The organism is Lacicoccus kunmingensis DSM 17847, from assembly GCF_059568765.1.
In genome coordinates this window covers 24230-40728 of record NZ_JCANUC010000003.1, presented here as the reverse complement: position 1 = coordinate 40728, position 16499 = coordinate 24230, and the positions used below count along the sequence as shown (strand labels likewise).

The 16499-nt window shown below is 42.9% G+C and carries 16 protein-coding genes; all 16 read right to left on the bottom strand.

Annotated features, from left to right (window positions below; all coding sequences use genetic code 11):
- Nucleotides 1–25: 25 nt before the first annotated feature.
- Entirely contained in the window at nt 26–898 is an 873-nt protein-coding gene (gene hslO / locus BO48_RS04315; RefSeq protein WP_496366190.1) for an Hsp33 family molecular chaperone HslO, read from the bottom strand.
- A 51-nt stretch (nt 899–949) separates the two neighbouring features.
- Nucleotides 950–3046, bottom strand: coding sequence for an ATP-dependent zinc metalloprotease FtsH (ftsH, locus tag BO48_RS04310; RefSeq protein ID WP_496366189.1), 2097 nt, complete (start codon nt 3044–3046; stop codon nt 950–952).
- Nucleotides 3047–3118: 72 nt separating this feature from the next.
- Complete coding sequence (hpt, locus tag BO48_RS04305) at nt 3119–3652, bottom strand: hypoxanthine phosphoribosyltransferase (RefSeq protein ID WP_496366423.1); 534 nt, start codon at nt 3650–3652, stop codon at nt 3119–3121.
- A 10-nt stretch (nt 3653–3662) separates the two neighbouring features.
- A complete protein-coding gene (gene tilS, locus BO48_RS04300) occupies nt 3663–4925 on the bottom strand; it encodes a tRNA lysidine(34) synthetase TilS (protein ID WP_496366187.1) in 1263 nt (420 codons plus the stop codon).
- A 62-nt stretch (nt 4926–4987) separates the two neighbouring features.
- Nucleotides 4988–5368 (bottom strand): S1 domain-containing RNA-binding protein, encoded by a 381-nt coding sequence (locus BO48_RS04295; RefSeq protein WP_496366185.1) that lies wholly within the window; start codon nt 5366–5368, stop codon nt 4988–4990.
- An 82-nt stretch (nt 5369–5450) separates the two neighbouring features.
- Nucleotides 5451–5852 carry an FtsB family cell division protein gene (locus tag BO48_RS04290; RefSeq protein ID WP_496366184.1) on the bottom strand — a complete coding sequence of 134 codons (402 nt, stop codon included), beginning with the start codon at nt 5850–5852 and terminating at the stop codon, nt 5451–5453.
- 64 nt (nt 5853–5916) lie between these two features.
- Nucleotides 5917–6210 carry an RNA-binding S4 domain-containing protein gene (locus tag BO48_RS04285; RefSeq protein WP_496366183.1) on the bottom strand — a complete coding sequence of 98 codons (294 nt, stop codon included), beginning with the start codon at nt 6208–6210 and terminating at the stop codon, nt 5917–5919.
- Entirely contained in the window at nt 6197–7378 is a 1182-nt protein-coding gene (locus BO48_RS04280; RefSeq protein ID WP_496366182.1) for a MazG nucleotide pyrophosphohydrolase domain-containing protein, read from the bottom strand. The genes BO48_RS04285 and BO48_RS04280 overlap by 14 nt, the downstream gene beginning before the upstream one ends.
- Nucleotides 7378–10848, bottom strand: a complete 3471-nt coding sequence (gene mfd, locus BO48_RS04275) for a transcription-repair coupling factor (protein ID WP_496366181.1) — start codon at nt 10846–10848, stop codon at nt 7378–7380. Before mfd ends, BO48_RS04280 begins: the two co-directional genes overlap by 1 nt.
- Nucleotides 10841–11413, bottom strand: a complete 573-nt coding sequence (gene pth, locus BO48_RS04270) for an aminoacyl-tRNA hydrolase (RefSeq protein WP_496366180.1) — start codon at nt 11411–11413, stop codon at nt 10841–10843. The genes mfd and pth overlap by 8 nt, the downstream gene beginning before the upstream one ends.
- 60 nt (nt 11414–11473) lie before the next feature.
- Nucleotides 11474–12121, bottom strand: coding sequence for a 50S ribosomal protein L25/general stress protein Ctc (locus BO48_RS04265; RefSeq protein WP_496366179.1), 648 nt, complete (start codon nt 12119–12121; stop codon nt 11474–11476).
- Between the two features lie 104 nt (nt 12122–12225).
- The gene (locus tag BO48_RS04260; protein ID WP_496366178.1) at nt 12226–13194 is read right to left on the bottom strand and encodes a ribose-phosphate diphosphokinase; all 969 of its coding nucleotides are present in this window, start codon (nt 13192–13194) and stop codon (nt 12226–12228) included.
- A 17-nt stretch (nt 13195–13211) separates the two neighbouring features.
- Complete coding sequence (glmU, locus tag BO48_RS04255) at nt 13212–14567, bottom strand: bifunctional UDP-N-acetylglucosamine diphosphorylase/glucosamine-1-phosphate N-acetyltransferase GlmU (protein WP_496366177.1); 1356 nt, start codon at nt 14565–14567, stop codon at nt 13212–13214.
- 227 nt (nt 14568–14794) lie between these two features.
- Nucleotides 14795–15154, bottom strand: a complete 360-nt coding sequence (gene spoVG / locus BO48_RS04250; protein WP_496366176.1) for a septation regulator SpoVG — start codon at nt 15152–15154, stop codon at nt 14795–14797.
- A gap of 88 nt (nt 15155–15242) precedes the next feature.
- Nucleotides 15243–15617 carry a RidA family protein gene (locus BO48_RS04245; protein WP_496366175.1) on the bottom strand — a complete coding sequence of 125 codons (375 nt, stop codon included), beginning with the start codon at nt 15615–15617 and terminating at the stop codon, nt 15243–15245.
- 14 nt (nt 15618–15631) lie between these two features.
- Entirely contained in the window at nt 15632–16465 is an 834-nt protein-coding gene (purR, locus tag BO48_RS04240; RefSeq protein WP_496366174.1) for a pur operon repressor, read from the bottom strand.
- Between the last annotated feature and the right edge of the window lie 34 nt (nt 16466–16499).

Genomic DNA, 16499 nt, shown 5'->3' with positions numbered 1-16499 from the left:
GCATAAAAATGATACCTTATCAATATTAGTGCGTAATCAGTTCTTTCAATTCTTCGCCTTCGATCCATACTTTATTGCGGCAGAAATGACAGTCAGCTTCCGCTCCGCCGTCTTCTTTGATCATCGTCATGATCTCTGCAGGATCAAGAGCCGAAATTGCATTTAAGAAACGGTCTTTCGAACAATTGCATTCGAAGGATACCGGCATTTCACTCAGCTCTCTCCAGTTCTTTTCCCCAATCGCGGCATCTATAATCCCATGCGGGCTGAGTCCATTGTCGATCTGTTGCGAAACAGGCGTCATTTCTTTGGATATCTCATCCAGAAATTCAAATGTCTCTTCGCTTGCACCAGGCAGTACCTGAATGATGAATCCGCCTGAAGCTTTAATGGTATTATCAGGATTCACAAGCACGCCTAGACCGACGATGGAAGGCACCTGTTCACTCGTGTAGAAATAGTAAGCAAAGTCTTCGCCGATTTCACCCGATACTATTTCTGTAGAACCGGTAAAGTGTTCTTTTAACCCGATGTCTTTAACAACTCTCAAATAACCATCTGTTCCCACAGCTCTTCTGACATCCAGTTTCCCTGATTCATTCAGGTCAAAGTGTACTTGCGGGTTGCCGAGGTAGCCTCTGACGTGGCCTTTTGCATCACTGTCAGCGACGATTGCGCCGATCGGTCCGCCTCCTTCGATTGTCGCAGTCACTTTCTCTTCATTTTTAAGCATTGCGCCCATAAGCACAGCGGCTGTCATTGAACGGCCAAGAGCTGCTGCAGCTGTTGGATATGCACCGTGGCGGCTGACCGCTTCATTTATAGTTTCTGTTGTATCAACAGCCAATATGCGGATTTCATCATTCAATCCAAGTCCTCTTACTAAATAATCACTCATATTTATCCTCCTGAATTATTAAAAGTCGCCTTGCGGCGACTTTTAATTTAATTAATCTCTTCGATTATTATTTTCCCATTCTTCTTCACGTCTCTTTTGTTCATCGACACGTGCGTTATCTTCACGCTGTTCCGGTTCTCCGGCCATGTCTGGACGTTCTTCAAGTTCGCGGTTGTCCTCTGTATTGCCATCATTGTTCTGAGAGTCATCTCTATCATCGACTGCTTTTTTCACTTCGTCGTATGATTTGCCGATTTTTTCATCTTCAGAATCATCTGCTGTATGATCCTCAAAATTCCTCTCAGGCAATTGACCATCGTAGAATAAACCTTCAATCTGTTCACGATCCAATGTTTCCACTTCAAGCAGTGTTTCCGCAATCAATACCAGCTGTTCTTTATGATCAGTCAGTATTTGACGGCAGCGCTCATATTGGGTCTTCACAATATTTTGCATTTCCTGATCGATTTCATATGCAATCTTATCTGAGTAGTTTTGATCTGACTGCATATCTTTGCCAAGGAATACCTGTCCGTTCGATTCACCGAACTGCAGCGGTCCGAGCTTGTCACTCATACCGTATTCCGTAACCATCTTACGTGCAATGCTCGTCGAGCGCTGGAAGTCGTTGTGGGCACCTGTGGACACTTCGCCGAAGTTGATTTCTTCAGACACGCGTCCGCCGAGTAAACCGACGATCTTATCCTCCAGCTCCGGTTTGGTCATGAAGTAACGATCTTCACGCGGAAGCATAACAGCATATCCGCCCGCCTGTCCGCGGGGCACAATCGTCACTTTGTGCACCATGTCAGCATCGTCAAGCACCATACCGATGATTGTGTGTCCCGCTTCGTGGAATGCAACAATATTTCTTTCTTTTTCGGAAATGATCTTGCTCTTCTTCGCAGGTCCTGCAATCACTCTGTCTGTCGCTTCATCGACATCACGCATATCAATCTTCGTCTTGTTATGTCTTGCGGCAACCAGGGCTGCTTCGTTCAGCAAGTTCTCAAGGTCTGCACCTGTAAATCCTGGCGTACGCTGCGCAATTGCTTTCAAGTCGACAGTATCATCAAGAGGTTTGTTGCGCGCATGCACTTTCAGTACAGCTTCACGGCCTCTTACATCCGGTCTGCCAACCTGTATCTGTCTGTCGAAACGGCCCGGACGCAGTAACGCAGGGTCAAGAATATCCGGTCTGTTTGTTGCTGCAATCATGATGATACCTTCGTTTTCACCAAAGCCGTCCATCTCTACAAGAAGCTGGTTCAATGTCTGTTCACGTTCATCATGACCACCGCCGACACCGGCACCACGCTGACGTCCTACAGCATCAATCTCATCTATGAAGATGATACAAGGTGCGTTCTTTTTCGCATTTTCGAACAGGTCACGTACACGTGATGCACCGACACCGACGAACATTTCAACGAAATCAGAACCACTGATTGAGAAGAATGGGACGCCCGCTTCACCTGCAACGGCTCTTGCGATCAATGTCTTACCGGTACCCGGAGGACCGACCAATAGAACACCTTTAGGAATACGTGCACCGATTCTGTCAAAACGACGATGGTCTTTCAGGAAGTCTACTACTTCTATCAATTCCTGTTTCTCTTCATCCGCACCGGCAACATCGTCAAAACGAACTTTTTTCTTATTCTGGTCATAAAGCTTGGCTTTAGACTTGCCAAAGTTCATCATTTTGCCGCCGCCACCGCCGCCGCCTTGTGCCTGACTCATTAAGAATAAGAACAGGAACAGGATAATCAGTAACGGTATGAATGTAAATAACATAGTAGTCCAAGGACTCTGCTCATCTGCAGGTTGAACATTAAAGTTCAATCCGTCCTGGTCTCTTGCTGTGTCTAAAATACTGTCCAAGTCGCTTGCGCTGTTGTAAGGAATCACTGATGTGAACGACTCCCCTTCTTCCTGCCCGCTCAAGCGGCCTTCGATCAAGTAAACATTTCTATCCGGCTTAATGTTCATTTCCTCAACATTGCCAGCATTCAATTGTTCAATGAATTCATTATATTGAAGTTCTTCTTCAAGATCGGAAGAACCATTAAACTGTGAAAATATACCAAACATGATGACTACTAATACTAGGATTAGTATCATATTACGGCCTGTATTCTTCGGCATTCATACTCCTCCATTTCTAATACACTAAAAGAGATAATATCATAATTTATTAATCCACTTCCACTGATATGTTTACGAATAGAACTCCGGTTTAAGCAACCCGATATAAGGCAGGTTCCTGTATTTTTCGTCGAAATCCAATCCATAACCCACTACAAAACCGTCAGGAATTTCAGTACCTATGTATTTAACATCCACATGCAGCTTCCTGTTAACGGGCTTATCCAGTAATGTAACTATTTCAATCGATGCAGCATTACGTGATTTAATCAGATTGATAATCGAGTTCAATGTTGTCCCGGTTTCAATGATATCTTCCACTATTAATATATGTCTGCCATCAACCGAACCTGATAAGTCTTTTAAAATCTGGACTTCACCTGTTGATTTCGTTCCAACATAGCTGGAAACATCCATAAAATCGATTTCCAGATGTGTGTCAATTTTCTTGATAAGATCTCCCATAAACAGGACCGACCCTTTTAACAAACCGACTAATATAGGCGTCTTGCCTTCATAATCTTTTCTTATGGTCTCGCCAAGATCTGTAACAATCCGGTCGATATCTTCTTCTGATAAGACCACTTCACTAATATCATTATTCAAACTCATGAGTTTACTCCTTTGAAATATTTAAGCCTTTATAATTTTCTCGTGGTTTAATTATATTATATATTGTTCCGAGTGCAATAACTTCATTGCTCTTATTTATAATTAAAGGGATTTTACGACGTTCCTCGACAGGAACTTTTTCATCGATGAAAACTCTCGATACTTTTTTTGTTCCAAGGTGCGGCAGACGTATTACATCCCCGTCTGATTTCGTTCTGACGGTTAAAGGCAGCATCGCCTCCGGAAGATCCACGTCTACCCTGTGACCATTGAAAAAATACCGTCCACTCCGATCAATTAAAAAACTCTTATCTGTCGACTTTACATTATATTCCTCTGCATTATCAATATATACATCATCATATCTCAATTTGATCAGTTTATTACCGATTGAAAGATCAGTTTGAGGCAGGTCACTTTGTATTATACTGATTGTTTCTTCGATGAATTTACGGCTTGGAGACATATTGCGGCAGCTCATCCATTTCTGAAGGATGAATACTTTGATAATATGTGCCTGTTTCTGAAATTCACGTCTGGAAAACATACCGTCTGAGGAACGGCCTAAAAATTCCGTTGCCTTAATTTCTGCAAGTTGTTTCAACTCGTCAAAATCATCTGCGATCCGGGAGAGGCTTTCTTCATGTAGATTTTCGTTCTTTTTAATGTTCTCTGCAATGTGATGCCTGATGTAGTTCCTTGTATAATCATCTTCGGCATTTGTGGCATCTTCAAAGTAGTGCACATTGTAACGCTCCTGGTAATGCCGGATGTCGCCTTTCAACAGCCCAATGAGCGGCCGTGCGACTTTCATACCGTTGATGACATTGTCTCCTTTTATGCCGAGCGCATGATTCAGGTGCCTGTTCGTCAACAGCTGATGAAGAATGGTTTCGAAATGGTCATCCTTATGATGCGCAGTCAACAGCACATCGGCGCCGCAGGTTTTATATTTATCAGCAAAAAAACGGTAGCGCATCTCTCTTGCCTGCGCCTGTGAAAATTCATCACCCATGGAAAGGCGTTTCACTTCCAACGGATGATTGTTCTCTTTTGCAAGCTGTCTTATATACTGCTCTTCTTCCTCCGATGCTTTACGCACACCATGGTTGACGTGGAACAGAACGAGCTTCTGATAAGTATTCCTGTACTCATGCGTTAACTGATGATACAGAACCATCGAGTCTATACCGCCGGAAACCGCGAGTGCCACAGTATCTGACTTCTGCCATTTTACATTTGCGAGTTTAAGTCTGCCTTCTAACATTTCAGATCTCCAACTTGTATTTAAAATAAAATAAGACGATTACAAGAATCGCCTTAATTTTTTTATCTCTTTCCGCGTCCACCGCGACGAGATTCTGCTTGTCTCTTAATCGTGGAAAGTCGATCTTCACTATCTTTAAGGAAAGACGATAGTTTTTTCTCAAAATCTTCTGGTGATGGTTCTTTACGCGGTCTTGGTTTAGGCTTCTGTTCTTTAGCCTTTTTAATAGACAGGCTTATTTTGCCGTCATCACCGACAGACAGTACTTTAACCTCTACTTCCTGGCCAATGCTCAGATGATCATTGATGTCTTCTACATACTGATCTGCAACTTCACTGATGTGTACGAGTCCGTTCTTTCTCTCCGGTAATTCGACAAAAGCACCGAAATGTTTAATACCTGTGACTTTCCCTATGATTTTACTGCCCACTTCAACTGACATGTTTATATAATATCCTCCCAATTACTGTTATCTCTATTTATAATACTATAAAAATGAAAAATAATCATTACATATGTAATGATTATTCCGCAGACCCGCTTTCTTCCGTAACAGGTTCGTCATTATTATCATCGGACAGATTGAAAACGATCTCTCCTTCTTCCGATAAGAAAAATTCACTGCGCGCAATACGCATAATATAGTCATCATCATTCAGCTGTTTTATTTTCTGCTCTAAATCTTTCGCTTCAGTGATTTTATCATCAAGTCGCTCTTCATTGACAGCCACTTCTTCTTTTAAATAGGAGTTCTGATGATTCTGGTGCAGTGCAATGACGAGCAGAAGACCTGCAATCAGCAGCAGAATGCTGCCGAAAAGCAGCGTCCGGTTTCTACTCACACGACTTTCATTACTTAATACTTTTTTCTCGGTCTCTTTTTTCTTCGTGTAGCTGTTGAGTAATTTAACAACTTTTTTATTCACAGCACCACTTCCATTTCTTTACGTTAACCCTCACTCCTAAAATACACCATTTGCGCTCAAAATTCTATAGAAATTCATCTATTTCATCTTGTTCTTCATTTTTCTCTAGTCTTTCTTCGCTTATAATTTTATACATTCTTTCCGCTTCTTCTTTCTTTGCATGGGCACCCAGTAGCAGGACTTCAAAAGTCACAATCTTGTTGCCGAATCTGATTTTGACGATATCCCCGACATTGAGAATCGTGCCCGCTTTAGCGGTGCTGTCGTTAATTGTGACGCGTCCTTCATCACTGACTTCCTTTGCCAGCGTACGTCTTTTTATAATGCGTGATACTTTCAAATATTTATCGAGTCTCATTATTATCACCCTTTTCTTCTACTTGCTCGGATAAAGCTTCCTGATCATGGATGGTATGCTTCATCCACTTCAGCACTTTAGATGCATACTCTTTTTCATATTTTATTTTTTCTTTTTTACCTTCGTCCTTTTTGGCCTGCGCCCACACACGGTCGAGGTCTTCCATATCTTCAACGACTGCATCTGAAAACACGTGGGGATGACGCCTGACAACTTTTTCATTCATGCTCGAAAGTACATCAAAGAAGTTGAAATAGCCATTCTTATTTCCTATCGCTGAATGCAGCGCCACCTGAAGCAGAATATCTCCGAGCTCTTCTACGATCGCTTCATCATCCTGCCGTTCAATCGCTTCGATGACTTCATACGATTCTTCTATCAAATACTTCTCGAGGGACTCGTGAGTCTGCTTTTTATCCCACGGACACCCGTCCTCACCGACAAGCGTGTCGAACACATCCATCATGTAATGGATGGACCGGTTGTCCTGCATCTCCAGTTCCGCTTTTGGAATAAACAGCGCCATCAGGTTGCTTGTTATCTGCATATGGTCCAGTTCATGAAGCGGCGTCTCATACACCATTTCATCACTGCCGCCGGCGGCGGTGACAATTTTGACGTTCAATTCAGCCGGGTAATAATCCAGCAGCGTCAATTTGACGTCACTTAAGCTGAATAGATCGTATACCTGCGTAATGATCGTGTGTTTCTTGTGTGATAAATCTTCAATTTTCAAAGTTGAAGCATCAAGCAGCTGGAAGCCGTCGTTGACAGGCACTTCCACAGCACTAATGACTGCATCGATGAAACTCTGTCCACCCACAATGTTCACCTTGTATCCGCCGCTTTCTGCACGGTCCATTAAAAGCTCGGTCGTCGTTTCATAAAATAAAGGATGCCCCGGCACTGCATAGTCCACATCCGCAGACTGTACTGCTTCTGTCAGCTGACGGCATATCTCTTCATAAGTCGCTTCAAAAGTGTCACAGCTTTCGTACACATGATCAAAAGTCTTCCAGTTCAGCCCTTCTTCTTTCAAAGTGCTGACGACCGGATGGTTTTCCGTCCGTAAAAATAAGCGCCCGGAAGACTTGATTCGTTTAAATATGCCGACCGGCATGCTGTCTATATCGGAACTTCCCAGTCCGATAATGTTTATTGTGTTCATCAGGCGACCTCCATTCGACTGTCTTGAATATCTTTCATGATGCTGACCAGTTTCTTTATATCTTTAGTCCCTACAGTAATTTTCAGTTCACTGTCCTGCACTGCAATTTGTATCATTCTTCCATATTCACCCGTATCCATGAACAGTTTCTCACCGTCCACCTGTCCGGTCGCCATCTTGGAAACCTGCAGATGAATTTTGCGGCCGTCCTCTTTCACCTGGTATATACCGTACATCAGTGCATATACTTTCACACGGACAAGCTGTATCAGATTGTCGACCTCTTTCGGATACTCTCCGAAACGGTCGATCAGTTCATCTTCAATATCTTCAACGGCTTCGATGGAATTTGCAGCCCTCAGACGTTTGTATATATCGATCTTGGACTGCTCATGCGTGATATAAGTGCCTGGAATATAGGCATCCAATGTGATGTCTATCGGTATGTTCACCGGTTGTTCTTCCTCTTTGATGCCCTGCTTTTCCTTCACTGCCGATTCAAGCATCTCGGAGTACAGCTCATAACCGACCGAATCGATGAATCCGGACTGGTGTTTACCGAGCAGATTACCCGCACCGCGTATGTTCAAATCTCTCATCGCAATCTTAAAACCGCTGCCGAGCTCCGTATATTCCTTAATTGCTTCCAGCCTTTTTTCTGCAACTTCAGTCAGTACTTTATTCGGCTGGTGGAACAGATAGGCATAACTGATCCGGTTGCTCCGGCCGACACGTCCGCGCAGCTGGTAAAGCTGGCTGAGTCCGAAACGGTCCGCATCTTCAATGATCAATGTGTTGGCGTTTGGTACATCCACACCCGTTTCGATGATGGTGGTGGTGACAATCACATCAAACTCATTGTTGACGAAGGCAAGCATCGTTTCCTCGACTTCTTTTTCAGTCATTTTCGCATGCATCACACCGACTTCCGCATCCGGCACGAGTGATTCAATGTGTGCTTTCTTCTGATAGATTGTATCTACCCTGTTATGCAGATAAAACACCTGTCCGTCCCGGGCAAGCTCCCGTTCAATGGCTTCACGTACAAAGTTCCCGTTAAATTCAAGGACATATGTCTGCACAGGGAATCTGTTTTCAGGCGGTGTTTCAATGACAGATAAGTCTCTGACACCCGAAAGACTCATATGCAGTGTCCTTGGAATCGGCGTGGCCGTCAATGTCAGTACGTCCACATTGGTTTTCAACTGTTTGATACGTTCTTTGTGGCGCACGCCAAAACGCTGTTCTTCATCCACGATCAATAATCCCAGGTCTTTGAATTCAACATCTTTACTCAGTATTTTGTGTGTACCGACCACAATGTCCACAGTGCCTTTTTTCAAACCTTCCCGGGTCTTCTTGTTTTGGGCGGCCGTTCTGAAGCGGCTCATCACTTCAACGTTGATCGGATAATCTTCAATTCTTTCAATCAGGCTTTCAAAATGCTGGGAAGCAAGAATGGTCGTCGGCACTAAAAATGCAACCTGCTTATTATCCTGCACAGCCTTGAAAGCGGCTCTGATCGCCACTTCAGTTTTACCGTAGCCGACGTCACCGCATAATAGACGGTCCATCGGTCTTATTTCTTCCATATCACTTTTAATTTCATTTACAGAAGCAAGCTGGTCCGGTGTCGGTTCATACGGGAACCTTTCCTCGAAGGATTGCTGCATGTCTGTATCCGGACCGTACTTGAAGCCCTGTGCCTGAGCACGCTCCTGATAGAGCTTCATGAGCTCATCAGCGATTTCATTGACGCTTGCTTCCACTTTGGCCTTTGTCTTTTTCCATTCTGTACCGCCGAGCTTGTGCATTTTAGGTGTGCTGTCTTCATTCGAAACAAATTTTTGGACGAGGTCCATCTGGTCCACAGGGATAAATAGCTGATCCGTCCCTTTATACTGCAGCTTCATATAATCGTTATGGATGCCGTTGATCTCCATCGTTTCAATACCCAGATAGCGGCCGACCCCGTGATGTACGTGGACGACATAGTCCCCGACATTCAAATCCTGATAGGACTTTATTTTCTCGGCATTGGAAAGCTTTTGACGGCGTTGTTTACGCTTTGCCGTCTTATTATACAGCTCTTTTGAAGTAAGCATCGCCACTTTCATAAACGGCAGTATGAACCCTTTAGGCATCTCACCCGTCGTCAGTACAATTCCACTGTCAACGGGGATGTTATGAATGTAGCTTGTAATATTCAAGTCTTCGAGAAGCTGTTTCGTTTTTTCCAACTCCTCTTCATTTCTTAAAATGATATTGATGAGATATTCATCCTGTATCATTCTGTTCAGGTTAGAAGCGAGAATATCATACTGACCGTAGTATATTTCAGTCGGACGGACTGAAATTTTAACAATCTTGCCGATTTCCACCGGCATGCTCTTTGTAAACAAATTGAAATAGGTGTTGCCCTGCAGGGAAATCAGCCTGTCCAACTGACCCTCAAGGTAATTTCCTCCGCCTTTGAACATTTTGCCCGCTTCAACCATCGAGCTGTAAAATTCACTGACCGCTTCAAATTCAGTCTCATATGCAGATGTTATATTCGTCACTTCATCAACGAGTACATGGTGTTCATCACTGATGTAATCAATGAGTGAATTTCCTTTTTCATGGAGAAGATGACTGTACTGGACAAGATGTTCGAAGGTGAGGTCAGGGTGCGTCACTTCAGCATAATGTTCATCCAGCGTCTCCTTGACCGCTGCATCTGCGGTTTCTGCCGTCTTCTCATAAAGTTTCTGAACTTTATCGAGAAGTACTTCCCTATCCTGTTCATCCAATATATATTCGGCATACGGATTTAATGTAAATACTTCGATATTTTCAATCGAACGCTGCGATTCCGGCTCGATGATTCTGAGTGAATCAATCTCATCGTCAAAAAGCTCCATGCGGTACAGTGCATCTGATGTGTAAATATCGAATATATCACCGCGTACGGCAAACTCACCGACATTTTGCGCCTTTGCCATCCGCTTATAACCGAGACTGACAAGATTTTCAATGAGCATTTCATAATCGACTGTGCCGCCGATTTCAAATGATTGCTGATATTCCAACAGCTTATCTTTAGGCATAAGCGGTTTCATCAGTGCATGTACAGGCACGATAAATAGCCCTGGCATCTTGTGTGCTAGAGCGTAGCTTGCCGCCATCCGGGATTTTATGAAATCCGGACTCTGTTTTGAATGGTTTTCAATCATTATGTCACCGACCGGGAATGTATACACATTATCCTCCATCAGATCCATGAGAACTGAAGCGAGTTTCTCCATCTGGTGATTATTTTGTACGAAAACGACGTAAGGTCTTTTATTCATTTCATAAAGCTGAGATAAAAGAGTCGCCTTGAAATCTTCATTTACACCGGTAACCAGAAGGTTTTCTTTTTTATCATGTTTGGCAACTTCTAAAAACCTTTCATCTTCCTGGATCCGTTTAAATATTTTATCATCCATCCACATCACCATTAAACTCAGTCATCACTTCTTCAAATGGTTCATTGATAAAGCTTGAAGAAGCGTCAGTCGTTCTGTCAATCACTTTTTCAAGTAATGGCTGTTCATCTTTGCGGAACTTGCTGAGCACATATTTGACCACCGTCATTCCCGCGTCAGGACGGTCGATGCCGATACGGATGCGCTTATATTTTTCACTGCCCAGGTGCTGGTTCAGTGACTTCATACCGTTATGTCCGCCGCCGGTGCCTTTCCCTCTCAACCTCAGTTTTCCGAGTGGCAGGTCCAGATCATCGTACAGAACAATGATATCTTCCAGTTCTATATTATAATAATCGGTCAGAGGACGTACGCCTTCACCAGATAAGTTCATGAAAGTCTGGGGCTTTACCAGCATGACTTTCTGGCCGTTATGAATACCGACGCCATAGTCACATTTGAACTTCCGGTCTGTCACTTCAATGTTCAACTCTTGTGCGAGTTTGTCAACAACCATGAATCCAACGTTATGACGTGTCTGTTCATATTTCTTCCCTGGATTTCCAAGTCCAATAATACACTTCATCTTCTCACCTCATACAACGCTAAAAAGGCGATGGTCGCCCACCGCCAATTGTTCAAATTATTACTCTTTTTCTTCAGATTCTTCAGGAGCATCAGCCGGCTCTTCGCCTTCTGCAGACTCTTCGCCTTCTTCGCCCTCTTCTTCATCTTCAGGCTCTTCCTCTTTTTGTGGAGGAACAACTGTAACAAGTGCTTCATCTTCTTCGTTTTCGATAGTGAAGTTACCTGTAGTTGAAACGTCGGATACATAAAGTGTATCTCCGATTTCAAGTTCAGTGACATCCAATTCCAATGATTCAGGAATATTATCCGGTGTAGCAGTAACCTGTACTTCGAATATAGGCTGCTCTACGATACCGCCTTCGTCGGCACCTTTCGCTTCACCAGTGAGTTCGATAGTAACATCCACTGTAACTTCAGTTTTCATGTTGATCGCAACGAAGTCGATGTGAGTGATCTGGTTTTTCAGTGAATCGAACTGGTAGTCAGTGACCATTACTTTTGTCGGTTTTCCACCGAGCTCTAAATCGATAACACCGTTACGACCCACTTCACGGATCACTTTGATGAATTCAATTTCATCAACTGCAACTGCAGTGTTTTCAACTTGGTAGCCATAAACAACTGCTGGTACCTGACCAGTTTTACGCAGCTGGTTTATTGCTGAACGCGTCTTTGTTTCTCTATTTGCCGAGGCCAATTTTGCCATGGTAATAATTCCACCTTTCATATAACAGACAATGTATTATGTCCAATTTAACACATAGCACAAACAATAATAACATATTACCCGCCTGTTTGTAAAAAAAACTTTTAATTATCAAATAAAGTGCTTACGGACTCTTCTTTATAGACGCGGACAATTGCCTGTGCAATCAGTGCACCGACCGAAAGTTCCTTGATTTTATCAATCTTTTTCTCTTCAGCAAGCTGAATAGAGTTTGTCACTACCAGCTCTTTTATAATTGAACTTTCGATTCTTTCAATTGCAGGTCCTGATAACACCGGGTGTGTACAGCATGCATAAACTTCTTTTGCACCCTTATCCACAAGCGCCTGTGCCGCGAGCTTTATAGTGCCGCCGGTATCAATGATATCATCGATGATGATTGCCGTTTTACCATCAATCTCACCTACGATGTTCATCACTTCTGCAACGTTCGGCTTAGGACGTCTTTTATCTATGATAGCAATCGGTGTTTTGAGACGATCCGCCATTTTACGTGCACGGGTTACACCGCCATGGTCCGGGGAGACAACGACCACTTCTTCAAAGTCCAGACCTTCTTTTTCTGAGAAATAATCACTTAATAAAGGTACACCCATTAAATGATCGATTGGAATATCAAAGAAACCTTGTATTTGAGGTGCATGCAGATCCAGAGAAATCACTCTGTTGGCACCTGCTGTTTCCAGAAGGTTCGCTACTAATTTAGCTGTAATCGGTTCGCGTGAACGGCTCTTACGGTCCTGTCTCGCATAACCATAGTAAGGGATGACCAGGTTGATTGTTTTGGCAGATGCACGTTTCAGCGCATCCACCATGATGAGCAATTCCATCAAGTGTTCATTTACCGGCTGGGACGTCGGCTGAATAACGAAGACATCACACCCCCGCACACTTTCTTCAATACTGATTGATACTTCTTCATCGGAAAATCTGTTGACTTCACATTCACCCAATGGAATACCGATGTGACGGGAAATTTCCTCTGCAAGTGGTTCGTTGCCGTTCAAAGAAAAAAGTCTTAAGTTGGAATTAGTTACCTGAGTAGCTGACATGATTTGCCTCCATTATTTTAGTTTTTATAATAGCCTTCTTTTGTCGTCTGTCTGTTCCTTGCGATTGCCAAACTGTCTTCGGGCACTTCGTCAGTTACAGTGGAGCCTGCTGCGATAAATGAACGTTCACCGATTTTAACTGGTGCAACCAGATTGGAGTTGCATCCGATAAACGAGTCTTTGCCGACCTCGGTCTTATGTTTGTTTTTACCGTCATAGTTCACTGTAATTGCTCCGCATCCGATATTGGCACGTGCACCTATATGCGCATCTCCAATATAACTCAAATGAGAAACTTTTGCTTCATTTTCAAGCTCTGATTTTTTAACTTCGACAAAGTTGCCGATTTTCACTTCTTCGCCAAGTTTGGACCCCGGTCTCAGCTGAGCAAACGGGCCGACATTTGTGCCTTTGCCCACTTTTGAACCGGTGATTACAGACTGCTTGATCACTGCGTCATCTTCTATCTCTGAGTCAGTAATATGAGATGAAGTGGTTATTGTAACATTTTCTCCGACAGTTGTGTTACCGCTGAGTGTGACACCCGGGTGAATTAAAGTATCCATGCCAATTTCCACCGCGGCATCTATATAAGTATTTTTAGGATCAATGAGTGTCACACCGTTCTGCATGTGCCGGATATTAATCTGCTCACGAAGCAATGCTTCTGCCTGACTGAGGGCTACTCTGTCATTGATGCCTAGAGTCTCTTCAAATTCCATCGTTTCATAAGCATCGATCAACTTATGCTCACTGAAAAGAATATTGACTGCATCCGGCAGATAATATTCATTTTGAGCGTTATCATTAGTAACTTTATCCAAAGCTTTGAAAAGTGTCTTATTGTCAAAGATAAATGTACCTGTACTGATTTCATGCAATTCCCTGATTTCAGAAGTGGCGTCTTTCTCTTCAACAATGCGTTTTACCGAGCCGTCATAATTTCTGACGATCCGGCCATAGCCGGTCGGAACATCCGCTTCTGCAGAAAGTATCGTTGCCAATGATTTTCTTTCATTATGAAATTCCAGCAGGTTTTGTATCGTATGAGAAGAGATGAGGGGTGTATCTCCGCAGATAACCAAAGTCTCCCCTTCTTCATCAGCCAGCCGGTCTCTCAGCTGATTCACCGCATGAGCAGTGCCGAGACGGTCTTTTTGTATTGTTTTTTTAACACTGTCACCCAGGTAATCACTGACTTCTTCACTGTCCGGGCCAATGATGGCATGCACTTCATCAAATCCGGCCTCTTTAACATTATTGATGACATGTTGAATCATCGGCAGTCCACATAACTCATGTAAAACTTTTGCCTTCTTTGATTTCATGCGTGTACCTCTGCCAGCGGCTAAGATTATCGCTCTAGTTTGCATAGTTACCCTCCAATTATTCGATACATCAATTATATTTTACTCTATAAATACTTTCAAGACGAACGTTAAGAGATTGTAAATCTCCTGGAAAGAGACATTACAATCTTAAACAGGGGGAATATTGTCGATTTAAATTCTGTTACCCGCTACTTAGCATAAAACAAACATTTTCACAAAATAAAAAGAGTATAAAACCTGTATATAGATTTTATACTCTGCTTTAAGTTTTATTCGTTCTCGTTATCATTGTTTTCTTCTGACGACTCATCGTCGGCTTCCGTTTCTGCCTGTTCTTCTTCGCTGCTGTCTGCTTTCGGAGTCTCCGCGACATCTTCAGTTTCATCATAAACTTTCATGATTTCTTCCTGAACATGCTGTCTCATTTCAGAATTGATTGGATGGGCGATGTCTCTGAATTCACCATCCGGAGTTCTTTTGCTTGGCATTGCTACGAAAAGCCCATTATTGCCTTCGATAACTCTTAAATCATGAATAACAAAAGAATCTTCAAATGTAATCGACACCAACGCTTTCATTCTTGTATCCTGATTATTAACTTTACGCAGCCTAACATCTGTAATTTGCATATCAGTTCCCCCAATAAGTTGATATTGTTGGATCAAATGTGTTACTGCTGCAGTCTAATAATATTAAATTGGTTATTGCGTTTCCATCTTACTCTTCCGATGCAACAACTTCAATTTCTACCTGAACATCTTTAGGTAGACGACTGACTTCCACACATGACCTTGCTGGTAATTTACCCGTAAAGTATGAACCATAAACCTCATTGATATGCGGGAAGTTGTTCATATCAGATATGAAAATCGTCGTTTTCACTATATTATCAAAGTTCATGCCGGCTGCTTCAAGTACATATTGAACGTTCTTCATGACCTGATCCGTCTGCTCTTTGACATCTTCGGAAATGATTTCTCCTTCTTTCGTCAACGGAATCTGGCCCGATGAAAAGAAGAGGCTGCCCACCTTTACGCCATGGCTGTACGGTCCTAATGCTTCCGGTGCTTTTTCTGAATTGATTAGTTTCATAACTGACACTCCTTTTAGTTGTTACTTTCAATATACTGTATACAGTTGCCTTCTTCTACTACAAAGGATTGATTATATTCATCTATATTGGACACTTTCAATAACGATGTATAATCCTTGAATTTTCTATTGGCGACCTCTTTCGCTTCAACAAGCACACTGACACCGACAATTCTAGCGCTGAATTCTTCCATGAGATTCATCACCCCGGAAATTGAGCCCCCTGCACGCAGGAAATCGTCGACCACAAGTACGCTCGAGCCTTCTTTCAATGTACGTTTGGATAATACCATCGTCTCAATCTTACGTGTCGAGCCCGAAACGTAATTCACTGAAACGGTCGATCCCTCAGTCACCTTGTTATCCTTTCGGATGATGGCAACCGGTGCATTCAGTTTTCTTGCAACCGCGTTCGCAAGTGATATGCCTTTTGTGGCAATAGTGACGACCGCATCTATTTCTTCGTCCTTGTACATCGTTGCAATCAGTTCACCGATATCGTTCATCAATGACGGATTACCCATGATATCGGACATGTATAAATAGCCGCCCGGCAGCAGACGGTTATTCGTCTCCAGAACCCCTTTAAAATTCGAGACAATCTCTTTTGCGCGTTCCTTGCTGATTTCGGGATGGTAGGTGATGCCGCCGCCGGCCCCTGCCGTCGTCCGGATAGTGCCGATACCATCATCTTCAAAGACATGTTTTATAATGCGTATATCTTCACTGATTGAAGACTTAGCCTGATTGAACTGATCTACAAAATAGGTCAACGGAATAAGCTCATTCGGATGTGAAACTAAATATTGTGTCATAAACACTAGACGTTCACTGCGTTTGTATTTCATTATAACTCTCCAGTTCCGTATTATTAAGTACGAT

Coding starts and splice junctions, on each gene's coding strand:
- hslO (WP_496366190.1), bottom strand. CDS start 898: ATGAGTGATTATTTAGTAAGAGGACTTGGATTGAATGATGAAATCCGC.
- ftsH (WP_496366189.1), bottom strand. CDS start 3,046: ATGCCGAAGAATACAGGCCGTAATATGATACTAATCCTAGTATTAGTA.
- tilS (WP_496366187.1), bottom strand. CDS start 4,925: ATGTTAGAAGGCAGACTTAAACTCGCAAATGTAAAATGGCAGAAGTCA.
- BO48_RS04295 (WP_496366185.1), bottom strand. CDS start 5,368: ATGTCAGTTGAAGTGGGCAGTAAAATCATAGGGAAAGTCACAGGTATT.
- BO48_RS04285 (WP_496366183.1), bottom strand. CDS start 6,210: ATGAGACTCGATAAATATTTGAAAGTATCACGCATTATAAAAAGACGT.
- BO48_RS04280 (WP_496366182.1), bottom strand. CDS start 7,378: ATGAACACAATAAACATTATCGGACTGGGAAGTTCCGATATAGACAGC.
- mfd (WP_496366181.1), bottom strand. CDS start 10,848: ATGGATGATAAAATATTTAAACGGATCCAGGAAGATGAAAGGTTTTTA.
- pth (WP_496366180.1), bottom strand. CDS start 11,413: ATGAAGTGTATTATTGGACTTGGAAATCCAGGGAAGAAATATGAACAG.
- BO48_RS04265 (WP_496366179.1), bottom strand. CDS start 12,121: ATGGCAAAATTGGCCTCGGCAAATAGAGAAACAAAGACGCGTTCAGCA.
- BO48_RS04260 (WP_496366178.1), bottom strand. CDS start 13,194: ATGTCAGCTACTCAGGTAACTAATTCCAACTTAAGACTTTTTTCTTTG.
- glmU (WP_496366177.1), bottom strand. CDS start 14,567: ATGCAAACTAGAGCGATAATCTTAGCCGCTGGCAGAGGTACACGCATG.
- spoVG (WP_496366176.1), bottom strand. CDS start 15,154: ATGCAAATTACAGATGTTAGGCTGCGTAAAGTTAATAATCAGGATACA.
- BO48_RS04245 (WP_496366175.1), bottom strand. CDS start 15,617: ATGAAACTAATCAATTCAGAAAAAGCACCGGAAGCATTAGGACCGTAC.
- purR (WP_496366174.1), bottom strand. CDS start 16,465: ATGAAATACAAACGCAGTGAACGTCTAGTGTTTATGACACAATATTTA.